The organism is Crystallibacter permensis (assembly GCF_025960875.1).
GTDB lineage: Bacteria > Actinomycetota > Actinomycetes > Actinomycetales > Micrococcaceae > Crystallibacter > Crystallibacter permensis.
Window position 1 is genome coordinate 68002 of the sequence record NZ_JAODLR010000016.1, and the last position, 22411, is coordinate 90412.

At 65.6% G+C, this 22411-nt stretch carries 19 protein-coding genes and 1 pseudogene; 14 read left to right on the forward strand and 6 right to left on the reverse strand.

Annotated features, from left to right (window positions below):
• Positions 1-58: 58 nt before the first annotated feature.
• From B0G38_RS16735 to B0G38_RS23260, 3 genes are all read left to right on the forward strand, one after another.
• Entirely contained in the window at positions 59-901 is an 843-nt protein-coding gene (locus tag B0G38_RS16735; RefSeq protein ID WP_264670459.1) for a DMT family transporter, read from the forward strand.
• Between the two features lie 125 nt (positions 902-1026).
• Positions 1027-2079 (forward strand): zinc-dependent alcohol dehydrogenase family protein, encoded by a 1053-nt coding sequence (locus B0G38_RS16740; RefSeq protein WP_264670460.1) that lies wholly within the window; start codon positions 1027-1029, stop codon positions 2077-2079.
• A 214-nt stretch (positions 2080-2293) separates the two neighbouring features.
• Entirely contained in the window at positions 2294-4480 is a 2187-nt protein-coding gene (locus tag B0G38_RS23260) for an NUDIX domain-containing protein (RefSeq protein WP_319801262.1), read from the forward strand.
• A gap of 39 nt (positions 4481-4519) precedes the next feature.
• Here B0G38_RS23260 and B0G38_RS16750 read toward each other — a convergent pair whose 3' ends face one another.
• Positions 4520-6178 (reverse strand): ABC1 kinase family protein, encoded by a 1659-nt coding sequence (locus B0G38_RS16750; RefSeq protein ID WP_264670461.1) that lies wholly within the window; start codon positions 6176-6178, stop codon positions 4520-4522.
• A 163-nt stretch (positions 6179-6341) separates the two neighbouring features.
• On the opposite strand from B0G38_RS16750, the gene B0G38_RS16755 reads away from it, so the two are divergent.
• The 3 genes from B0G38_RS16755 (at position 6342) to glgX (ending at position 10889) form a co-directional block, all read left to right on the forward strand.
• On the forward strand, positions 6342-6836 hold the full coding sequence (locus tag B0G38_RS16755) for a hypothetical protein (protein ID WP_264670462.1): 495 nt from the start codon (positions 6342-6344) through the stop codon (positions 6834-6836).
• A gap of 180 nt (positions 6837-7016) precedes the next feature.
• Positions 7017-8558, forward strand: coding sequence for a multicopper oxidase family protein (locus B0G38_RS16760; RefSeq protein ID WP_264670463.1), 1542 nt, complete (start codon positions 7017-7019; stop codon positions 8556-8558).
• 189 nt (positions 8559-8747) lie between these two features.
• Positions 8748-10889, forward strand: a complete 2142-nt coding sequence (gene glgX, locus B0G38_RS16765; RefSeq protein WP_264670464.1) for a glycogen debranching protein GlgX — start codon at positions 8748-8750, stop codon at positions 10887-10889.
• Positions 10890-11021: 132 nt separating this feature from the next.
• Here glgX and B0G38_RS16770 read toward each other — a convergent pair.
• Positions 11022-12180, reverse strand: a pseudogene (locus B0G38_RS16770) (acetate/propionate family kinase).
• A gap of 247 nt (positions 12181-12427) precedes the next feature.
• Between B0G38_RS16770 and B0G38_RS16775 the strand changes: the two are divergent.
• The 8 genes from B0G38_RS16775 (at position 12428) to B0G38_RS16805 (ending at position 20520) form a co-directional block, all read left to right on the forward strand.
• The gene (locus tag B0G38_RS16775; protein ID WP_071416734.1) at positions 12428-12874 is read left to right on the forward strand and encodes a universal stress protein; all 447 of its coding nucleotides are present in this window, start codon (positions 12428-12430) and stop codon (positions 12872-12874) included.
• 706 nt (positions 12875-13580) lie between these two features.
• Positions 13581-14159, forward strand: a complete 579-nt coding sequence (locus B0G38_RS16780; RefSeq protein WP_264670465.1) for a class I SAM-dependent methyltransferase — start codon at positions 13581-13583, stop codon at positions 14157-14159.
• A gap of 366 nt (positions 14160-14525) precedes the next feature.
• Positions 14526-15041 carry a cation-transporting P-type ATPase gene (locus B0G38_RS16785; RefSeq protein WP_264670466.1) on the forward strand — a complete coding sequence of 172 codons (516 nt, stop codon included), beginning with the start codon at positions 14526-14528 and terminating at the stop codon, positions 15039-15041.
• A gap of 14 nt (positions 15042-15055) precedes the next feature.
• Entirely contained in the window at positions 15056-17368 is a 2313-nt protein-coding gene (locus tag B0G38_RS16790; RefSeq protein WP_264670467.1) for a cation-translocating P-type ATPase, read from the forward strand.
• Between the two features lie 150 nt (positions 17369-17518).
• Positions 17519-17749: an MmyB family transcriptional regulator gene (locus tag B0G38_RS23350; protein WP_217636714.1), complete on the forward strand. Its 231-nt coding sequence runs from the start codon at positions 17519-17521 to the stop codon at positions 17747-17749.
• A gap of 257 nt (positions 17750-18006) precedes the next feature.
• Positions 18007-18279 carry an SHOCT domain-containing protein gene (locus tag B0G38_RS16795; RefSeq protein ID WP_071416358.1) on the forward strand — a complete coding sequence of 91 codons (273 nt, stop codon included), beginning with the start codon at positions 18007-18009 and terminating at the stop codon, positions 18277-18279.
• Positions 18276-19760 carry a multicopper oxidase family protein gene (locus B0G38_RS16800; RefSeq protein WP_264670468.1) on the forward strand — a complete coding sequence of 495 codons (1485 nt, stop codon included), beginning with the start codon at positions 18276-18278 and terminating at the stop codon, positions 19758-19760. Before B0G38_RS16795 ends, B0G38_RS16800 begins: the two co-directional genes overlap by 4 nt.
• Before the next feature lie 148 nt (positions 19761-19908).
• A complete protein-coding gene (locus B0G38_RS16805) occupies positions 19909-20520 on the forward strand; it encodes a DUF305 domain-containing protein (RefSeq protein WP_090584252.1) in 612 nt (203 codons plus the stop codon).
• A 221-nt stretch (positions 20521-20741) separates the two neighbouring features.
• Here the strand turns inward: B0G38_RS16805 and B0G38_RS16810 are convergent, their stop codons facing one another.
• The 4 genes from B0G38_RS16810 to B0G38_RS16825 all read right to left on the reverse strand — a co-directional run bounded on the left by B0G38_RS16810 (position 20742) and on the right by B0G38_RS16825 (position 22400).
• Positions 20742-20993 carry a DUF305 domain-containing protein gene (locus tag B0G38_RS16810; protein WP_264670469.1) on the reverse strand — a complete coding sequence of 84 codons (252 nt, stop codon included), beginning with the start codon at positions 20991-20993 and terminating at the stop codon, positions 20742-20744.
• Between the two features lie 5 nt (positions 20994-20998).
• A complete protein-coding gene (locus tag B0G38_RS16815; protein ID WP_264670470.1) occupies positions 20999-21229 on the reverse strand; it encodes a hypothetical protein in 231 nt (76 codons plus the stop codon).
• 103 nt (positions 21230-21332) lie between these two features.
• Positions 21333-21740: a four-helix bundle copper-binding protein gene (locus tag B0G38_RS16820; protein WP_264670471.1), complete on the reverse strand. Its 408-nt coding sequence runs from the start codon at positions 21738-21740 to the stop codon at positions 21333-21335.
• Between the two features lie 213 nt (positions 21741-21953).
• Positions 21954-22400, reverse strand: a complete 447-nt coding sequence (locus B0G38_RS16825; protein WP_264670472.1) for a hypothetical protein — start codon at positions 22398-22400, stop codon at positions 21954-21956.
• Positions 22401-22411: the final 11 nt, after the last annotated feature.

A 22411-nucleotide genomic window follows, 5' to 3' on the forward strand; every position in this document is an offset into this window, starting at 1 on the left:
CGTAGCCGCGAGCCCGGCCGGACCCGGAAACCCCTTACGGCGACCGAAGCCGTTGCGCATGCTCTGGATCACCTTTGCCTGGGGATCGTGTTTCCTGGCCATCAATATAGGACTGGAGGACGCGCCGGTCCTGTGGTTCGCCGCATTGCGGGCACTCCTCGCCGGCGGAGCCCTCCTCGCGGTGGCGGGGCTGCGGCGCGCGCCGTTGCCGCGTGGACGGCGGACCTGGCTCCTGATAACGGTGCTGGGCGTTGTCAACGTGTCGGTGGCCTTCGGCGCCATGTTCGGCGGCCTGGTCGGGCTCTCAACGGGGGCCGCTTCGGTCCTGGCCAATGCCCAGCCGTTGCTCATCGTGCTTCCGGCCTGGTGGATCTACAAAGAAAGGATCTCGCCAAGGACTCTGGCCGCGGTCGGTGTTGGCTTTGCGGGACTGCTGGCTGTGGCCGCACCCGGTGGCGCGGGCACCGGGGCATGGCTATCGCTGACCTCGGCTCTGGCAATCACCGCCGGAACACTTATTTCACGGCAGCTGAAGTCCAACGTCCTGCCTGTGATCGGATGGCATTTCGTGATCGGTGGTCTGGTACTGGCGCTGGCAGCCTGGCTGACCGAGGGCGCCCCGGCCATTAATTGGAGTGCACGGTTCGTCGCCATTCTCCTGTATGTGTCCCTCGTGGGGACCGCCGCGGCATTCCTCGCCTGGTTTACCGAGGTCCAGCACTGCCGCCTGGACACTCTTTCGGCGTGGACCTTCCTGGTGCCGGTATTCGGCATCCTGCTGTCGATACTCATCCTGGGAGAACCCCAGACCTTCTGGAGCATGGCCGGCATGGGCCTGGTTGTGCTGTCCATGGTCTTCCTGACAGCGCCGGGGAAACGCAGCGTCCAAGCGCCCCAATGACTCCCGGACCCGTAGGCGGCACAACATCCACTGGCCCGGGTGCCCTGCGCCTTGGTAGGCTCCACCTGTCAGCGAAATGCTTAGTTTCCGGAACGCTTGACACGTGGCAACTTCGAGGAGGCACAGTGAAGGCACTTGTTTACGGCGGCCCGGGACAGAAATCCTGGCAGGACGTACCTGACCCAAGAATCGTCAACCCCACCGACGCCATCGTGCGGATCGACACGACGACCATCTGCGGTACCGACCTGCACATCCTCAAAGGCGATGTCCCCGCCGTCCAGCCCGGACGGATCCTCGGCCATGAAGGAGTCGGCACCATCACGGACGTCGGCGCATCCGTCGGCAATCTCACGGTCGGCGACCGGGTCATCATCTCCTGCATCAAATCGTGCGGGCACTGCGCCAACTGCCGCACAGGGCTGTACTCGCACTGCCTGGGGGATGAAGGACAGTCCGGCATCGGCTGGATTTTCGGCCACCTCATCGACGGCACCCAGGCCGAATATGTCCGCGTCCCGTATGCGGACAACTCATTGCACCGGCTCCCCGAAGGGGTCAGCGACGAGCAGGCCGTCATGCTCTCGGACATCCTGCCCACAGGTTTTGAAATCGGCGTCCAGTACGGCCGGGTCAAGCCCGGCGACACGGTCGCGGTGATCGGCGCCGGCCCGGTAGGACTGGCAGCAATCGCCACGGCAGGACTTTACGGGGCAGCGGCCATCATCGCCATCGACCTCGATAAGAACCGGCTGGAGCAGGCCAGAACCTTCGGCGCCACCGAAACGGTCATCTCCGGCTCCGGCTGGAAAGAACAGGTCCTGGCTTTGACAGATGGCCAGGGCGTGGATGTTGCCATTGAGGCCGTGGGCATCCCCCAGACGTTCGAGATGGCCACCCGGATCGTCCGCCCCGGAGGCAACGTCGCCAACGTCGGCGTACACGGAAAGCCCGTCGAACTGCACCTCGAGGAACTGTGGATCCAGAACATCAACATCAGCACGGGGCTCGTCAACGCCAACACCACGCCCATGCTTCTGAAGCTGGTGGCCCAGCAGAAGCTCCCCGCGGAGAAATTTGCGACCCACCGGTTCGCCCTGGACAACATCCTGGACGCCTACGACACCTTCTCCCGGGCATCTGAAACCAACGCTTTGAAAGTTGTCATCACGCGTTAGCCGGCTTCACCTGGAGAGCCCGAAGCAACCCGACCGCAGGCACTGCAACGGAACAAGCGGCCTGGAAGGTGTAAGCGACGCCTCCTCGTACCGCCTCTGCCCGGGCACGTACTGTGACGGGAGATTGGAACCTCAACTGCCATGAATCTGCGCCTGCCGAGTTATCAGCAGAACCCTGAGCATCGTGCCGGATCCATGCTGTGACGCCGGGTCGATGACCACAAGCGGCGCCGCGCTGCCCTCAGCAAACGGTCCCGGCGCAGACAACGTGGGCAGTGGCACCGCCGAACCCCACGGTGCTGTCCCGGATGATCAGCCAGGCAGTGCGTCGATGACGGAGTGCGCCCCCTGCGTGGCCCGGCCGCTGCCGCTGCCCCAACGCGTGGAGTCGGTCCGGGCGGCCATTGCGGCAGAGCCGGAGCCGCTGGTCACACTGACGCACCTGCTGCAGCTGTGCCGTGACGAGCACCCGGTGCTGCAGGAACGGATACAGGATCCCGCCTGCCGAGCCCGGGCAGCACGGATCGCAGCCGGCGTGATGCCGCTGCTGCCCGCCCAGGCGCCGGTGGCCGTGTTCGGCCCGCAGGCCCGCGGTGCCCTTGCGGCAGCACTGGCCCCGGATCCGGACCTGCCGGCTGTAGTGGTGGCGCGCGCCCTGGCCGAACTGCTCGACGAACACTATTTCCGCAGCTTCATCGAGTCCTTTCGCCGCCGCAGCCCCTACCAGCCGGGGGTGGGCGATCCTATCCCGCTGGACAGTCCCGATCTACGGCAGGTCACCACGCTTCCGCCGACGTCCCCGCCGTGGCGGCTGGCCAACCGCCTGGACGAGACCCGCCACGTCCGGCTGGCCGGCGAGTGGGTCATGCAGTTCCAGGTCGTCTTCGACTACGGTCTGGCCGGCGCACTCAGCGGCCTCATCGGTCCGGACACCATCGTGGCAACCTGCCATCCGAACCAGACGTTAGCCGAGTTCCGGTTCCCTGCCGACACCCGGGGCCGTACCTTCCCGGTCCGCCCCGCGGACGAACAACGCCAGCACCGGGAAATTGACCGGTTGATCGGCGCCGCCGTTGCCGCCGGCGCGAGCATCGTCGTGCTTCCCGAACTGTGCGTCACCGAGCCGCTGGCCGCCCGGCTGCAGGGCTTGACCTGCCGCCCCGACGGGCCGCGGATGCTGGTCGCCGGCAGTTACCATCACGACGACGAACACGATGGGCCGCCGCGGCGGCGCAACACCGCCGTCGCCTATCTGCGCGGCTGCCCGTCCCCGCTGACCCAGGACAAGCATTCCCCTGCCGACCGTCCGGTCAACGAAGACATCCAGCCGCAGGGCTGGCCGCAGGTACGCGTCCATGTCAGCGACGACGGATGGCACCTGGTACTGGCGATCTGCCGGGACCTGCTCAACCCGCATGCCGTGCATGCCCTGACCGAGGCCGGCGCCAACCTCCTGCTGGTACCGGCGATGAGCGAGACCATGACCGCCTTCGGCGGCCCGGTGGCGAACCTTGTCGGAGCGGGCCAAGCCTTCGTGGCGGTGGCCAACAACCCCGCCGATTTCTCCGGCCCGGCCGAGCCGGCCGCCCGCCGGCCCGCCCGGGCACTGTTCGGCCACCCCGGCTTCGGGCAGCTGACCCGGCTCGTGCAGCCGCCCGGTGCCGAGCCGGGCGTGGCGCTGCTGCACGTGCAGACCGGACAGCTGCAATGGCTGGACACCGGTACCGCGCGGCCTGACCCGGGCCGCGCCGGAACCGCGATGCTGCCGGTGTGGGCCGGCCGGCTGGCCCGGCTGACCGGGCCGGCCCGCTTCGGACCGGACCGGTGGCAGTCAACGCAGGTCACCCTGCGGGCCGCGGCGGCGCTGGTACTGCTCACCGACGACAGCCGGCACGGCCCGGCGGTACTGCTCACCGAACGCGCACCCGACCTGGCCCACTACCCCGGGCAGCTGGTCTTTCCCGGCGGCGGCGCCGAAGCCGGCGACGACGGGCCGGCCGCCACAGCGCTGCGCGAGGCCGCCGAGGAAACCGGACTGGACCCGGGCAGCGTGCGGATTCTCGGCGCCCTGCCCCCGCTGGCGCTTCCCGACAGCGGCTTCCTGCTCACCCCGGTACTCGCCTGGTCGGCAGGTCCCGTCTTCACCGGCACGACCAACCTGGCCGAAGTCAGCACACTCACCACCATTCCCTTGCGCCGGCGCGCATGCGCAGATCCTGGGGAACGGGCCCTGGCTGCGGACCAGGGAACACCGGTTGGTTCCCGGCCTGCCCCGCTTGGAGCCGTCACCGGAACCATCCTCGACCTGCTCAGAGGCATGCTCGACCTGGGCGGGACACCGGACGCTGCGACGGCCGGGGCCGGTCCCGGACCGGGACCGGGACAGTCCTACCACCACTGACCCTCCGATCCTGGAAGCAGTCACAGTGACGGTGGCGGGTCAGCGCTTCTTCCGGCGCGCGGTCCAGGCCAGGTAGGAACCCAACGTAGCGCCCCCGCCGAGTCCTGCTCCCATGAGCGGCCGCGCCCACCGGCGAAACTCTTCCTTGTCGGCAACAACCAGTTCGCCTACACCCCTGATGAATGCGGCGGCGATCAGCCCTGCCACCAGGCGGTTGCCGATGCGCTCGGCCCGCTCCATGAGAGGCTCGAGTTCGGCCGCACGCAGATGCAGTTCGAAGCCGTCGGTATCCATGAGGTCCAGGATCCGGCGAAGCTTTCCGGGCAGCTCGACGCCCAGTTCCGCGGCATCCAGCCCTGCCTGTCCAAACCGCCTGGCATAGGCGGATAGTGAGATGCTGTGCAGTGCCAGCCGCTGCGCGTAGGGGCTGAGCGTCTCGGTGAGGTTGAATGCCGGATCCAGCCGGACCCCCATGCCTTCTGCCATGAGAACCATCTTCAGGATCAGCGCGACATCACGGGGCAGCTGCAGGTGGTGCTCGCGCAACAGCGCGAGCAGCCGGCCGATCAGCGGCGCGATGTCAATCTCGGCCAGCTGGCGGTCCTGATAAAGGGCCATGACCGCGGTGAGATCTGCGCGCAGCCGTGCACGGTCCACGAGCCGTTTCGCAACGGACAGGTCCAGCAAGGCCGAGCCGGCCCGCTCCGGGTCGCCTCGGGCCAGTGCGACCAGCAGGACGGCGAGCTGCCCCCGCAGCTTCTGGTCCACCTCACCGACCATGCCGAAGTCGATCAGCCCGATGCGGCCGCCCGTTTCGATGAAAAGATTTCCCGGATGCGGGTCGGCGTGGAAGAAGCCGTCCTCGAAGATCATCTGCGCGATGACGCCGACCGCGCGGTTGGCCAGCGCGCGGCGGTCGATCTCGGCCCGGTCCAGGCCTTCGAGGTCATCGACCTTGACCCCGCTGATCCGCTCCAAGGTCAGCACCCGGGAGGTGGTGGTATCCCAAAAAACCCGCGGGATGTGTACGCCCGGATTCCCGGCGAAATTCCCGGCGAACCGTTCCGCGTTACGCCCTTCCTGCAGATAGTCGAGTTCGGCGCGCAGGGTCCGGGCAAATTCCTCGGCCAAACCGGCTAGGTTGTAGTCGGCGGCTGCCTCCCACCGGCGGGCCGCCTGGGCGGCCAGATTCTGCAGGATCTCCAGATCCTCCTGGACGCGTGCAACAACGCCGGGGCGGCGGACCTTGACGACGACGCGGGTTCCGTCGGCGAGCAGGGCAGCGTGTGCCTGTCCGATCGAGGCACTGGCCAGCGGCTCGCTCTCGAACTCGGCGAAGAGTTCCTCCGGGCCGGCGCCGAGTTCCTGCTGTATCAGCCGCCGCACCGTCTCGCCGGGCACGGGTGGTGTCCCGTCCTGGAGCTTGGCCAGCTCCTGCAGATACTCCGGCGGCAGCAGATCCGAACGCGTGGAGAGCAGCTGGCCGAGCTTAATGAACGTTGGGCCGAGCTGTTCAAGGGCCAGCCGAAGGTGTTCCGGATTCGTGTAGGGCAGATCGCGGGACTCATGGCCCAGCACCCCGTGGTGGAACGGGACCCACCGCCCGAGCCCGGTGATGCCGGCGAGGAAGCCCAGTCCATGCCGGGCCAGGACCTCGGCAATCTCCCGGTACCGCCCGGCGTGACTGCTGACGACCACAGGTGCTCCTTGCTGGATGGGCGGGGACCGGCAGGGCGGATCGCCGGGAGACGGCCGGAATAACGTCGGTCCCCGAGTAGTTAACGTGTCCGGAGAGCACTGCTACGCCTTGTAGAATAGTACCGGTAAACATCCAGCCCCACAGGACGGAAAGAACGGGTCCATGATCAGCACGATAACGGGGCGGACCGCCAGATCCTCGTCCGCCATGTTGCTGACCGTTCTGGGGCTGGCCGCAGTGATCATGGGGATCCTGGGAATGCACGTTATGCCCGGGGCGCATGGATCCCTCGTCCCGGGCGCCACGACGGCTCACGTCACCGCTGCAACGCAGCCGCTAAGCGGGACGGACACACTTCCCTCCGCCGCAGCGCAGAGTCCCGCGGCAATTGCCGTCCCGCACGTTGAGGACGCGGCAGTTGGCGCCACTGAAACGGCCTTCCCGGCGATATTCCTCGACGAAGGCGGCAACGAGCCAGCCATGGCCGCGATCTGCCTTCTGGCCCTGGCCTTGTTGGGCATGGCCATCCTCTTGGTGCTGTCCACGCTCGGGCGGCTGGCTGTAACGCACCCGGCCGCCGTCCTGCCGGGGCCTCATGGCAATTTTCCCTTGATACGGCCGCCTTCTTTGGTCCAGCTGTCCATCAGCCGTACATAACCCCCGGGCCCGGCGGCCGGGGCTGGTATACGTCACAGGCCGCTGCCTTGCTCCGGTGCCCTCTTAATATGTAGCCCGTGTCCGTTGACGTGCGTCCGGCACGTGCTTCGACGCCGCCGCCTCCCGGCGCTTCGAGCCAACAGCTCTTGAACCTTGGTCCCTCGTGGAAAGAAAACCCTCATGAACCGTCTCCTTACCCGCCGCTCGGTCCTCTCCGCCTCCGTAGCCACCGCTACTGCGGCCGCCCTTGCCGCCTGTTCCAATCCTTCGGCCCCGGCCGGAGCAGCCACCCGGATCCTGCCGACCGATCCGCTGATCGCAGACTTCGAAGCCCGCCGCGCCGCCAGCGGGGCGACCGTCACCCAACAACTCACGGCCGCACCGTTTGACACGCAAATCACCGGGAAGTCCCTGACCACCTGGGGCTACAACGGATCCCTGAACGGCCCGCTGATCCGGGCGAAAACAGGAGACCTGCTCGACGTACCGGTGGCGAATAAACTCACGGAAGGCAGCAGCGTGCACTGGCACGGCCTGGCCCTGCGCAACGACGCCGACGGCGTCCAGGGCCTCACCCAGGAAGCCATCGCCGCCGGAACCGATTACAGCTACCGGTTCCGGCTGGCCCATCCGGGCACCTACTGGTACCACTCCCACTTCGATATGCAGCGCGAGCGTGCCCTTTACGGGGCCCTGGTCATCGAGGACCCGAACGAGGCCCTGTCCTACGACCAGGAGTGGGTCATCATCCTCGATGACTGGCTCGATGGCATCACCGGCACCCCGGAGGAGGTCGTGGAGGAACTGTCCATGGGCATGGACATGTCCGGCGGCAACATGGAGGGCATGGACCACGGCGGCGGGGGCGGCATGGACATGGGCATGAAGCACATGCTGATGGGCGCCACCAGCGACTATCTGGGCGGTGACGCCGGGGACGTGAAGATCCCGGTCCACCTGTTCAACGGAAAAGCACCCCAGGATCCCGAGATCCTGGACAGCAGGCCCGGAAACAGGGTCCGGCTGCGGATCATCAACGCCGCCGGCGACACGGCCTACCGGGTCGGCGTGCCCGGGCAGAAGATTACCCTGACCCACACGGACGGCTTCCCCGTGCAGCAGCAGGACGTGGACGCCGTCGTGCTCGGCATGGGCGAGCGTATCGACGCCCTCATCACCGTGCGTGACGGCTACACGCCCGCCCTGGCGCTGCCGGAGGGCAAGGACGGCAACGCCTACGGGCTGATCAGCACGGGCATCGGCACGGCACCGTCAAGCAACCGTCTGCCGAAGGCACTGGACGGAACCGTCACGGACGGCAGCCGCCTGAAAGCGGACGAGTCCGTCCTGTTCGCGCCCAAGCCGCCGGACCGGGTCCACGAGATGCGGCTGACCGGGTCCATGGAGAAATACGACTGGGGCATCAACGGGCGACGCTTTGACATGGCCGCGCCTCTCGACGGGGCCTTCGACCTCCGCCTGGACGAGCGCGTACAGGTCAAGATCGTCAACGACACCGACATGTGGCACCCCATGCACCTGCACGGACACACCTTCCAGCTGGCCGGCAACGGTGCCCGCAAGGACACCGTCATCGTCAAACCCAAGCAGACGGTGGTCTTCGAATTCGATGCCGACAACCCCGGCCAGTGGCTGACCCACTGCCACAACGCCTACCACGCCGAAGCCGGCATGATGGGCGTCTTCTCCTACCTCAAGTGACCGTCCGGGGCCGCCGGCGATGCGCCTGCCCGCCGGCGGCCCGCCCCTACCCCAGGATCATGTTATGCACCCTTCCCACGCCGCGGAACTCTTCCTGCCGTCGCCCACCGTCAGCGCCCTCAGTATCGGAGGGCTGACAACGGCGCACGGGCATGAATCCCCCGCCGGATGCTCAAGAGGATGGTAGAAGTGCGTGTCTGGCCGGGAACGGCGTATCCGCTGGGGGCCACGTTTGACGGACGCGGCACCAATTTCTCCCTGTTCACCCGGTTCGGTACCGCTGTAACGCTGTGCCTGGTGGACGGGTCCGGTTCCGAAACCCGGGTGCCGCTGACCGAAACCGATGGATACATCTGGCACGGCTACCTGCCGGGGATAGGACCGGGACAGCGTTACGGATACCGCGTGGACGGCCCTTACGAGCCATCCGCCGGCCACCGCTTCAACCCCAGCAAGTTCCTGCTCGATCCCTACGCCAAGGCCATCGAAGGTGCCCTGCACTGGGATCCCGCGCTTTTTTCATACGGCCAGGCGGATCCCCAATGGCGCGAAGACTCCGACTCCCTCCCGCACATGATGCTCGGCGTGGTCATTGACCCCACATTCGACTGGCAGGCCGACACGGCCCCGAAAACCCCCTACCACGAGACGGTGATCTATGAGGCCCATGTGAAGGGCCTGACCCGGCTTCACCCCGAGGTACCTGAACCGCTGCGCGGCACCTACGCGGCCGTGGCCCATCCGGCAATCGTGGCCCATCTGCAAAAGCTCGGGATCACGGCCATCGAACTGATGCCGGTCCAGCAATTCATCCATGACCGGTTCCTGATCGACCGGGGGCTGTCGAATTACTGGGGATACAACACCATCGGGTTCCTCGCCCCGCATAGCGGCTACGCCTCGGCGGCCGACGCGCTCAGCGCGGTCACGGAATTCAAGACGATGGTCCGCACCCTCCACCAGGCCGGGATCGAGGTCATCCTCGACGTCGTCTACAACCACACCGGCGAAGGCAACCATCTCGGTCCCACCCTCTCCTTCCGGGGCATCGACAACGCCTCCTACTACCGGCTCGACGAGGCCCGGCGGGAGTTCTATACGGACTACACGGGAACCGGAAACTCGCTCAATGTCCGCACCCCGCATACCCTGCAGCTCATCATGGATTCCCTGCGGTACTGGGTGACCGAGATGCACGTGGACGGCTTCCGCTTCGATCTGGCAGCTGCCCTGGCCCGGGAGTTCTACGACGTCGACCGGCTCTCCAGCTTTTTCGACCTCGTCCAGCAGGACCCGGTCGTCTCCCAGGTCAAGCTGATTGCCGAACCCTGGGACCTGGGACCCGGCGGCTACCAGGTGGGAAACTTCCCACCGAACTGGAGTGAATGGAACGGAAAATACCGGGACACCATCCGGGATTTCTGGCGCGGCGAACCGTCAACTCTCGGCGAATTCGCCTCCCGCCTGACCGGCTCCTCGGACCTCTACGAACACTCCGGGCGGCGCCCCCGGGCCTCCGTCAACTTCGTCACCGCCCATGACGGCTTCACGTTGGCAGACCTCGTGTCCTACAACGACAAACACAACGAGGCCAACGGGGAAGACAACAGGGACGGCGAAACCCATAACCGGTCCTGGAACGGCGGCATCGAAGGACCCACCCAGGACCCGGCCGTCCTGCGGCTGCGCTCCAGGCGCCAACGCAGCCTCATGGCTACGCTGCTGCTCTCCCAAGGGGTCCCGATGATCCTGCACGGCGATGAAGTAGGACGGACCCAGCACGGCAACAACAATGCTTACGCCCAGGACTGCGCACTGGCCTGGATCAACTGGGACAGCGCGGACGAGGACCTGCTGGAATTCACCATCGCCGTCAGCCGGCTGCGCGCGGCACATCCCACATTCCACCGGCGCCGGTTCTTCAGCGGAGAACCCGTCATCCAACCGGACGGCGGGCATTTGCCCGACGTCGTGTGGCTAAGACCGGACGGCAGCCCGATGGCACCCTCGGACTGGACCCGGGGTACCGACCTTTCGCTGGGAATGTATCTGAACGGCAGCGGCATCCGCTGCTCCGACCTCACCGGCAGCATGATGACCGACGCCGACTTCCTGCTCTACTTCAACGCCGGTGCCGAGGCGAGGAAGTTCACCCTGCCGCCGGCCCAGTACGCGCCTGGCTGGGAACTCGTCCTGGACAGCTCCCGGGAGGCAGCCCGATCAGGCCTGACCCCGGGGCAGATCCTGGAGATCCCACCGCACACTCTCCTCGTTCTTCGGGAACCGGGCAGGACGGTCCATGCCAAAGACCGCTTCAACACCCCATCGTGACCAGGGCCCGGCCCGGGCAGGACCTGGACCGGAGGGGAAACACTGATCCGGAAGCAACTCTCTGGCCGGGCACGGCGCGTCTTCTGAAACGAGCGCAGGCAGGCGGTCCGTCCTGCCCGCCTCTGGCCAAGTTTAACGTGCCCGGACGACGGCGGCGGTCGCCTCGGCGATCGCCGCCTGTTCGTCTGTGGGCACCACCAGCACCGGGATGGCCGAGTCCGGGGCGGAAACCGACCGGGCCTCCTCCGTTCCGCCAGCGGCTTCATTGGCGTCCGGGTCGGCTCTGATGCCCAGTGGCTCGAGCTTGCCCAGCACCTTGGCGCGGAACGGCGCCGAGTTCTCCCCTATGCCGCCGGTCAGCACCACCGCCTTTGCCCCGCCGCAGGCCACGTGGTAGCCGCCGATGTACCTGGCCAGCCGGTGAGCTGCCATTTCCAGCGCCAGCTCCGCTTCCTCGTCCCCGGCGGCTGCGGCGTCGGTGATGGCGCGCATGTCGTTGTGTCCGGCGACTGCCTTGAGCCCGGAATCCCGGTTGAGCAGGTTGTCCAGTTCGTCGGCGGAATAGGCCTGTCGGAGCAGGAAGACCAGTACGCCCTGATCCACGTCGCCGGACCGGGTGCCCATCATCAGGCCCTCCAGCGGTGTGAAGCCCATGGAGGTGTCCACGCTTCGACCGCCGCGCACTGCAGTGGCCGAGGCGCCGTTACCCAGGTGGGCGATGACTCCGTCGAAGTTCGCCCACGGCACGCCCAGCAGCCCGGCGGCACGCCGGCCCACATACTCGACGCTGATGCCGTGGAAACCGTACCGGCGGATGCCATGCCGCCGGTAGAGCCCGTCCGGCAGGGCGTAGCGCCAGGTGTGTTCGGGCAGCGTGCGGTGGAAGGAAGTGTCGAAGACGGCAACCTGCGGCACATTCGGCCAGGCCCGGGTGGCCGCGCGGATGCAGAGCACGGCCGGCGGGTTATGCAGCGGGGCCAGCGGGTTGAGCAGCTCGAGGGCGCGGGTAATCTCGATGTCGATCAGGACGGGACCGGTGAAGCGGCCGCCCCCGTGGACCACCCGGTGCCCGACGGCGCCGAGTTGCCGGTTGCCGGTTGCCCAGCGAACCGGCGAGCTCTTCGGCGACCAGTTCGAGGGCCACGGTGTGATCGGCGACCTCGTCCTCGCCGATCCGCTCTATGGCGCCCCGGGCGATCTCCTGTCCGCCCATTCCCGGGTTGCCGGAGTCGAGTCGGCGCACCGAGTACTTCAGCGATGAGGAGCCGGAGTTGAGTACGAGGACGAGCATCGGTCTGCCTCCTGGGATCGGGTGGGTCCGGTCAGGCTCCGCATTCGCCTTGCTGAAGCCTGACCGGCATCCATTCTGCCAAAGCCAGAAGCCCGCGACAGGCACGCTTCCGGTCCTGCAGCCCCCCGCGATCGCGCCCTGATGCTTAGTTGCAGTCCTCTCGTTTGGTTGAACAACCATGGCAGGCCCGGCCCATATCTGCCACACTGTGGTCAGGCAGGTGCCGGCGCTAAAGGAGGACAGGTCCGTGGACAACGGGGAGAGTTTTCAGGTCGTGGTCGGCTTGGACGGATCGGACGGCTCACGGGCCGCCCTCGACTGGGCCGTGTCCGAGGCGCGTCTGCGCAGGGGAAAGGTCCGGGCCGTGACCGCGTGGCAGCCTCCTGCGGTAACGGCGGGGATGGAGGGCCTGATTTGGGATCCGGCATCGTTTGAGGCCGCGGCAAAGAACGAACAAACACGGGCGTTGAAACGCGTACCGGCCGAGGACGTCCCCATCAGCAGGCTGCTGGTCCAGGGATCACCGGCGGCCGCCCTCCTCGACGCTTCTAAGGACGCGGACCTGCTCGTCGTCGGTTCACGAGGACTCGGCGGGTTTAGCGGCCTGCTGCTCGGCTCCGTGTCCACGCACCTCATCCATCACGCAGTCTGCCCCGTATTGGTCGTCAGGCCCCGGCAAGGATCCGCAGCGTAAGCGCACCCAAGAGCTGCGGCCCGGGTCCTGCAACAGGTCAGGAAGCGGATGAGGAGGCCGGTATCAGGGCCACAGGTGATGGCATAGAGGCGTCAGGCAACCGTCCCATCCGTATGATCATCACGGCGGAGCGGGATTTGACGCATAGCTCCCGTGCTGGATGGACACGGGCATGACGCAGGCCAGAGGGTAAGCCCAGGCTTACGGCCGCGTAAACCCAGCCCTATGCACGGTACCTCTTGATTCGCGGCGTATTGCCGGTCGCGGTTCTTGGGCGTGGAGGTGATGCACCGAACAGATCGGGCCGAGGATGTTCGATGAACAATCTATGTCTCCTTGAAGGCACGGGAATTGACCAGCCAAGACAAAGTATCTTCCGGTCGAAGATTCCATTACAGCCTCCAGGGTATGCCGACGGTCGATGAATCCGAGGAGACCCGGACAGGCACTTGTGAATCCTTTCCCACTCTATTCCAACCGGTTCATGGCCGTGATCCAAGAGCACCGGATGCCCTCGTCCCTTGTCTTGGTCATAAGTTGTCCTGATGCTTAAATTGTCTGGGAACCGATGGAGGCATGGTCGCAAATGGTCAGGGCCCCATCCTCGATAGGCGGGCTGTTTCAACCACCCCTGCAATGTGTGACGTGGTGCCGCCCTCGCTCGCCCTCTCAGAACCATGCTGCAGCTCTCTAGACCGGAGGCTTTATGCCGAAGATGTCCCGAATTGAAACGGCGTTTTGCCGTAGCGCCGCCTGGCGGCACTTCACGGGATCTGTCGTCCTGCCCTGGGCACTTCAAGGCCGCGGCATCAGCGGTGATGTGCTGGAACTAGGTGCCGGCAGCGGCGCGATGGCTGCGGCGCTGTTGCAGCAGACACCTGGAATTCGCCTGACGGTCACAGACCTCGATGAGGGCATGCTCGCCAAAGCCCGCGGTCGCCTTCCGCGACCGGGTCCCAAAGTGCAACAAGCGGACGCAACGGCGCTTCCCTTTCAAAGCGCGTCGTTCGATTTTGTGCTTAGTTTCTTGATGCTGCATCACGTCCTGAACTGGCAGGCCGCCATAGCGGAAGCGGCCCGGGTACTAAGACCTGGCGGTATGCTGATCGGTTATGACCTGACGGCCTCGCCGGCAGCCAAGCTGATTCACCTCGTCGACCGATCGCCGCACCGGCTCGTGCAGCCTGCAGAACTGACAGCCACAGCGCGGCTGGCAAGTCTCGATATATCGGTACGCACCGGCCTTATGCGCCAGGTAATGCGGTTCCGTGCACGGAAAAGCTAAATCGTTGCGCGCCGCTGGCCGGTAACCCGCGGCCAAAGCCAGAACCGCGGGCGGCATGATCACCGTAGACGACGGCTAAGGCACATTTAGGCAGGGGAGTCCCCTTGCAGCCCGCGCACGTCGAGTTGCTTCAACCAGCACGAAAACGGAAGAGTAGGGACAGGCGAAGACCGACGTGTTAACCGAACCTAACTTGCCTACCCGGATTACTCGGCGGCAATGTCCCTGACGGCGAGGAGGGTCCGCCGCGCTGCACCCGTACATACAGCACGTGTACCCCCGGCGGTCCGGCCTTACGGCCCAGGCCGGCTGATAGCCTGAGCCGAAGAGACGTCCCTTGGCCGTCCTTTCTTCGAGGAGTTCTTCGTGGTTTTTTTCGATGCCGTTCGCGCACCTGTTGAACCCACTGCCTGGCACTTACGGGCGGCCTCGGACGCTTTGGTTGCCTTCCGGGTGGATCCGGCAGCGGGCTTGGATTCAGCTGAAGCAGAACGCAGGCTGCAGACGGACGGACCCAACGAGCTCCGCACTTCCGCGCGGGTGCCGAGATGGCGGAAGATCCTGGCCCAGTTTCAGGATCCGCTGATCTATCTGCTGCTGGTCGCTATCGCCATCTCCCTGGGCGCCTGGGCGGTTGAAGGCGCGACCGGTGCGCCCATCGATGCGGTGGTCATCGCAGCGGTGGTCTTGCTCAACGCCCTGCTCGGCCTTGTTCAGGAGAACAAGGCGGAGAACGCCGTGGCCGCCCTGAAATCGATGACAGCCGCAACCTCCACAGTGTGGCGCGATGGTGAGCTCAAGACGGTTCCCGCCGCGGAACTGGTCCTCGGTGACATCCTGGTGCTGGGCGAGGGTGACGCCGTCGGGCTGATGCCCGGCTGATCACGGCCACCGCATTGCGCGTATCGGAAGCCTCGCTGACCGGTGAGAGCGAAGCGGTCTTCAAGGATCCCGCTACCTTGGGCGGGGACGTGCCGCTGGGGGACCGCCTGAACATGGTCTTTAAGGGCACGGCCGTCGTGCAGGGGCGCGGGCTCGCGGTTGTCACCGGGACGGCCATGGAAACCGAAGTGGGTGCCATCGCGGGCATGCTCGAACGGACCGAGTCCGAACCGACTCCCCTTCAGAAGGAAATCGCGGGGGTCAGCAAACTGCTGGGTATCACGGTGATAGTCATCGCCATTGTGGTGATGGTAACCATCGTGCTGGTCAACGAAGTGTCCTCGCTGGCGGATCTGGTCACCGTGCTGCTGCTGGGAGTCTCGCTGGCTGTGGCCGCGGTGCCCGAGGGGCTCCCTGCCATCCTGTCCGTCGTACTGGCCATCGGGGTCCAGCGGATGGCCAGACGCAACGCGGTCGTGAAGGACCTCCACTCGGTGGAAACCCTTGGCTCCGCCTCTGTCATTGCCTCTGACAAGACCGGAACGCTGACCAGGAACGAGATGACGATCGGCCGGATCGTCACCGCATCGGGGCAGATCGAGCTCACCGGCACCGGCTATCGACCCGAAGGCCAGGTTCTTCAAGGAAACCATGAGGCCAGCGATCCGATCGTGCTGCAAGAGGCCAGCATGGTCCTGGCCGGCGGCTCATTCGCCAATAATGCACAGCTGACAGAACACGGCGGCGAGTGGCAAATCCAGGGCGACCCTACCGAAGCTGCGTTCCTGGTTGCTGCCCGGAAGCTGGTCGGAGTTACCGAGCGGGTCGGAGAGCACGAACGGCAGGGCGAAGTCCCGTTCACCTCCGAGCGGAAGCTGATGTCAGCGCTGGCGCGCCACAAGGAGTTCGGCGAGCTCACCCTTGTCACCAAGGGCGCCCCCGATGTCCTCCTGGGGCGCTGCACCCGGATGCAGGTGGGCACGGACATTATCCCGCTGGACGGTACGCTGCGCCGCAAAGCTCTGGCCGATGTCGAGGCCCTGTCGGCCCAGGCCTTCCGCACCCTGGCGGTGGCCTACCGGCGATATGGAGAGCAGGACCGTCACGAAGCGGAGGTGATCGACGAGGCTGATGAAAACGCCCTCGTCTATCTCGGCGTTGCCGGCATTATTGACCCACCCCGTGCCGAAGCGGCAGTTGCCGTGGCGGAGGCCCGACGCGCAGGCATCCGGGTGGTGATGATCACCGGTGACCACCCCGTAACCGCCGCCCGGATTGCCAGTGATCTGGGTATTTCCCAACCGGGGGAGAAAGCAGTGACCGGAGCCCGGCTCGATGAACTCGACGACGCGGGTCTGCGGGCCGTCGCCGGTTCCGCGTCCGTCTACGCGCGGGTGTCCCCTCACAACAAGCTTCAGATCATCGACGCGATGCAGGCACAGGGCAATGTCGTTGCCATGACCGGAGACGGGGTCAATGACGCCCCGGCCCTGAAGTCAGCAGACATCGGCATTGCCATGGGCATTACGGGAACCGAGGTGACCAAGGAAGCTTCGAAAATGATTCTCGGCGACGACAACTTCGCCACCATTGTCTCAGCGGTGCGCCAGGGCCGGGTCATCTTCGATAACATCGAAAAATTCCTGCGCTATCTTCTTTCCTCCAATATGGGGGAAGTCTTCACTGTTTTCCTCGGCGTGGTCTTCGCCGGCACCCTGGGTTTGGCAGGTGCAGGCGGCGAGGCAGTAGCACTGCCTCTGCTGGCCACCCAGATCCTGTGGATCAACCTCGTCACCGACTCCGGGCCCGCGCTGGCCATGGGATTTGACCCGGAAATAGACGACGTAATGTCCCGCCCGCCGCGGAAGATAACCGACCGCGTCCTTGGGCGGCGGATGTGGCTCGGTATATTGGCCGTCGGCCTCGTCATGGGCATTGCCTCGCTGCTGACCATCGACATCTTCCTGCCCGGCGGTCTCGTCGATGGCAGCGACTCCCTGGACGTGGCCCGGACCGCCGGGTTCACCACGCTGGTCCTCGCGCAGCTGTTCAACGCCTTCAACTCCCGTTCGGACACAACCAGCGCGTTCCACCGGCTTTTCGTCAACAAGTGGCTGTGGGGCGCCGCCGTGCTCGCGGTTGCCCTTCAGCTGGCCGTGGTGGAACTGCCGCTGCTGCAACAGGCCTTTGGGACCGCGTCCCTGGACGCGGCGCACTGGGCAGTCTGCATCGGCATGGCATCCGCGGTGTTGTGGTTCGACGAACTCCGCAAACTGCTCTACAGATCAATCCGAAAGAATCAACCCACCGCAGCACCACGAGGATGAGGCTCAACAATGCAGGAGCCCTGGAACGCTCGGGTCACGAGTTGCTTTCAGAGCACACCCCCGTTTGAAGCACCATTGGATGTGCATCACCGATCGTCAGTCCCCCCGTGCGTTCTTCTAAGACCCGCTTAGACGAGACTTACACAGCAATTGGGAGGAGTTGGCACGCACACACGTCCGTATCTCCGACTCACCTCCGGGCGCTATCCAACCGACGCACGACTCGCCCAGCTTATCGGCGAACACACGATGAAGAGTGACGAATTCGCGAGCCTTTGGGCTGAAGGCGACGTCGTCGACTGCGTCGACTACACCGTCGCCCTAGCGGGAGCAGGATTCGACATACCCCAAGCTCACGGCACTACCCCTTGGCTATTTTAGAGACCGCACCACCAGTGGGTCCTTTGAACAACAGAGCAGCATTCTCGACGAAACCAAACCGCGGGCGCTGGCGGTAACCGTATCCTTGTTAGATCGGGAACGACGTCGTCGAGCTCGACGGCAGCTACGCCGGCTAGCAAACCTGGCAGAACTCCGGCCGGTTAATCAAAGCATAGAACCACCGGCACCGCACGGCTCGAAGAACCCGCTGTCAGGAACGGCCTGGCCGTGTACGAAAAGAGATAAGGAATCCCTTCATGATGAACGGCTTTGGTATGGACGGGATGGGGCTTGCGTGGATCTTCTGGCTTCTGCTGATCGCGGGCCTGGTCACGCTCGCCGTGGTGCTGGTCAAAGCCTTCACCCGCAACGCCGGCGGAAACGCGCCCGCCGATGGGCAGGGATTACCGCGCACGGGTGCGGGCCATGCCCGCGCCCGGGAGATCCTTGAGGAGCGTTACGCCCGCGGGGAGATCAGCACGGAGGAATACCAGGAACGGCGACGGATACTGGATGAGGAGGGCAGGTGAGGCCGCTGACACGCCGCCAGTTGCTGGCACTGGGTGCGGTCGGGGCCGGTGCTACGGCTGCCGGCGGTGCCGGGCTGTGGCTGACCACCGGCAACGGACCGGGATACACCGGGGGTAAGGACCTGGCAGAACCGCAGGTGCTAGCCAGCCGCGACGGGGTACTTGAGCTGGACCTGACCGCCGCGCCGGCACGGGTCCGCGTCGGCGAGCGGGAGGCCTCCGTTCAGGCGTTCAATGGCTCCCTGCCCGGTCCAACCCTGCGGGCACGCGCGGGCGACACAATCCGGGTCACAATGCGCAACGGGCTGCAGGCTCCCACGAACCTGCACGTGCACGGACTGCACGTCTCCCCACAGGGCAACAGCGACAACCCCTTCGTAAGCATTGATCCGGGCGGGTCCTTCGACTACGAGTTCGCCCTGCCCGGGGACCACCCGCCGGGTACCTACTGGTACCATCCCCACCGCCACGGGCACGTCGCCGGCCAGGTCGCCGCCGGCCTCTACGGTGCCATCGTGGTGGAGGACTCCGACCCGGTTCCGGTCACCCGGGACCGGGTGCTGGTGGTCTCCGACCTGTCCCTGGACGCTTCCGGGAATCTCGCCGAGGTGGACCAGATGCAGCAGATGATGGGACGTGAGGGAGAGCTCGTCCTGGTCAACGGGCAGCTCCGCCCGCAACTGCGCGCCGCCCCCGGGGAGCGGGAGCGGTGGCGGCTCATCAATGCCTGCCCCTCCCGGTACCTGCGCCTGGGACTGGAGGGCCAAGGGGTCCGGCTGCTCAGCCGGGACCTCGGGCGCCTGCCGATCCCCGAGGACGTCACCGAAGTGGTTCTCGCCCCCGGCAACCGCATTGAGCTGCTCGTGGAAACGCGCCAAGGAGCCTCCGCCCTCACGGCTGCCCCCGTGGACCGCGGCAACATGAACGGCATGATGGGCGGGGCCATGAGGGGTGCCAACGTACCCGGTGGCGATCCGGTCGAACTGCTCACCCTGGCCGTCTCGGGAAGCGCGGACGCAGACCCCGGGCCCGTGCCCGAAGGCCGGCCCCTGCGCGATCTGCGGAACGAGCCGGTCATCGCCGCACGCACCTTGGACTTCGCCATGGGCATGAATGGAAACATGGGCAGGGGAATGGGCAACGGACAGGGTGCCAGGATGGCCTTCACCATCAACGGACGGGAGTTCGACCCCGAACGGCTCGACGAGTCGGTAGCAGCCGGGACCGTGGAGGAGTGGATCCTGACCAACTCCAGCCCCATGGACCACCCCATCCATTTGCACGTGTGGCCCATGCAGATCGTCCAGGACGGCGACCGCGACGTGACCGAGCCTAAATGGCAGGACGTCGTCAACGTCCCGGCCCGCAGCAAGGTGAAAGTCCGGGTGGCCTTCGACGACTTCGCCGGCCGCACCGTGATCCACTGCCACATCCTGGACCACGAAGACCAAGGTATGATGGCCACCGTCCAAGCCCGCTGACCCGCCAGCGGGCTTCGACCGTGGTCATCATTGCAACCCTTGGCTCTGCGACCCCGCCGCGAAACCGGGACGGCCTTGCTCCAGGTCCGTTCGCATTCGAAACCAGCACCGGCTACAAAGCGGGCACCACGTTTCGAAGGAAACCACCATGAAACGCTTTACTGCCCTCTCTGCAACGGCCGTCACAGCCGCCCTTTTCCTGGCAGGCTGCGCCTCCGACACCGGATCGGACACTGCCGCGGAGACCACGCAGGGCGTGGAAACCATGTCCCAGTCCCCTTCCGCTGCCTCTTCCGGGGTTGCCGGTGACCACAACAGTGCTGATGTGATGTTCGCGCAGATGACGACTCCGCACCACGAGCAGGCCGTGCAGATGAGCGAGATCATGCTGGCTAAAGACGGCTTGGACGCGCAGATCACGCAGCTGGCCGAAGAAATCAAGGCCGCCCAGGGGCCCGAAATCGAGAAAGTGACCGGCTGGCTCGAGGCCTGGGGCGAGCCGACGGAAACGTCCGGCGGCCATGCCATGGAAGGCATGATGAGCCCGGATGATCTCGGGAAGCTCGAAGCCGCCCAGAGCGATGACGCAGCCCGGATGTTTCTGGACCAGATGATCGAGCACCAGGAAGGCGCCGTCGCGATGGCCGAAGAGGAAGTGGCCAACGGCTCCAATCCGGAGGCAGTTGCCCTGGCCAAGCAGGTCGTGGAAGACCAGGAAGCGGAGATCGAGAAGATGAAGGATCTTATCGCCGCTCTCTGACACCTCCTGTCTCCCCATTCCCGGGCACTGGCTCTAATCCCGTGCCTCGACGAGTTCACCTTCCGGTTCAACCGGCGCACGTCCAAGAGCCGTGGATTGCTCTTCTACCGTCTGCTGGACCAGGCCGTGAACACCGGTCCTCATCCACTGAACACCGGTCCTCATCCACTGAAAACGCTCGTTATCCCGGAAAGCGAGAAGGACTTCAGCTAAGCAGATACCTAATTCATTTGTTCTGTTTCACGGTCCATCTTTGCCATTTCCCGACGGGCTTCACGGGGAGCTTCCTCCTTCGCCTCCTCGGGTGTCAGGCCGTACCATTCATCCAGCCACCGGGTGAACTGGTCGATCTGGTGCTGCTGGTTGGCGATGATGTTCTCGGCGTGGGTACGGATGTCCGGGCGCTCGCCCCGCTCAAGTTCGAGCTCCGCCATTTCAATGGCTGCACGGTGGTGCGGAATGATCGCCGCCATGAAGGTTACTTCGAGCTCTTTGCCTTCCAGATTGGCAGGGTTTCGCCGAACTCATAAACAGTGGGAGAGGTTGGTTCCGGCTGCTCCCCCGATTCAGCCGTACGTGCCTGTGTCAGTACTGTTGCCGGTACTTCCGTTGCGGCAGTTGCTACTGGCGTGCTGCCCAGCATGGCCGCCAGCATGGCGGCGGAAACTGCAGCCGCGGCGCGGCCGCGGAGGGCGTGATTTGTTTGCATCGTCTTACGTCTTTCGTTCACGTTCGTGCTTCGGTTCCGGCCACCGGGTGCCGGGACTGTCCTCTAGGGAAATCCGGGCACCCGGTGGGACTTGCGCGACCGGCTAGCCCAGAGAGCCCAGCAGGTCGGCGCAGGCCTGTTCGCAGCGGCGACAGGCCTCTGCGCAGACGCGGCAGTGGTCGTGCATGGAGGCGTGTTGTTCGCATTCGTCGGCGCAGGCCTTGCAGACGGTCCGGCAGGCTTCCAGGACGGCGCGGGTAACGTTTGCGTCGTACCCGGTGTGCCGCGAGAGGATGTTGCCCGTCGTCACGCAGATGTCGGCGCAGTCGAGGTTGGTGCGGATGCACTTGGTCAGCTCGGCGACCATGTCTTCGCTGAGGCACGCATCCGCGCAGGCCGTGCAGGTCTGCGCGCATTCGAAACAGGCCCGGATGCACTCGATAAGTTTCGCCTTGTCGACGTTCCCCAGGTCCTTGGGGTAAGTGTCCAGCATTGTCTGTACGTGTGTCATTGTTCTTCTCCGATTCGTTCTTGGTGTCACCGGTGGCGGTTGCGGCCACCATGGTTTCGGTACGGTGCGTTGTGCCTGTCTTGCTGCTGGATCCTGTCTGCCTCCCCGTTGAAAACGCCGGAACGGTCGCCGGCGAGGGGAAGGCATGCGGGCAGGGCCGCTCAACGAGCGCATCCGCCAGGCGGCCGGCACCCGGCAGACACGGGGCCAGGTTTATGTCCGGCTGATCGACATCTCGACGAGGGATGGTGACGGCGGAGGCGGCCCCGGATCCATGCCCGTCGGCGACGGTGCCGCCACGAGCGGATCAGTCAGTGCGTGCTCGGGCAGGACCAAAACGGCTTGCCCTTCGGGGCGCTGGACGGCTGCATAGGTGTCCGGTGCCGCGTAGTCTCCACAGCAGTCATGGCGGTGGCCTTCCGCATGAGGCGCCGTGTCCAGCGCTGGTCCTATCCCCGGACCCACTGGAGGCTTTACGTGGTGGGCATGCCCGGCCGCTGCTGGCTCCGCAGAAATCCGGCCACCTGCTTCCGGCTGCCCGGTGACGCACACGGCCATCACGCTCGCAACGAGGAGCGTGATGGCCACACCGGCAATGATGCTTCGCCAGGCCCCCACCCGGTGAAGCATCGCTGCAGGACGTCTCGTAAGCCGGATCATGATCCTTCCAT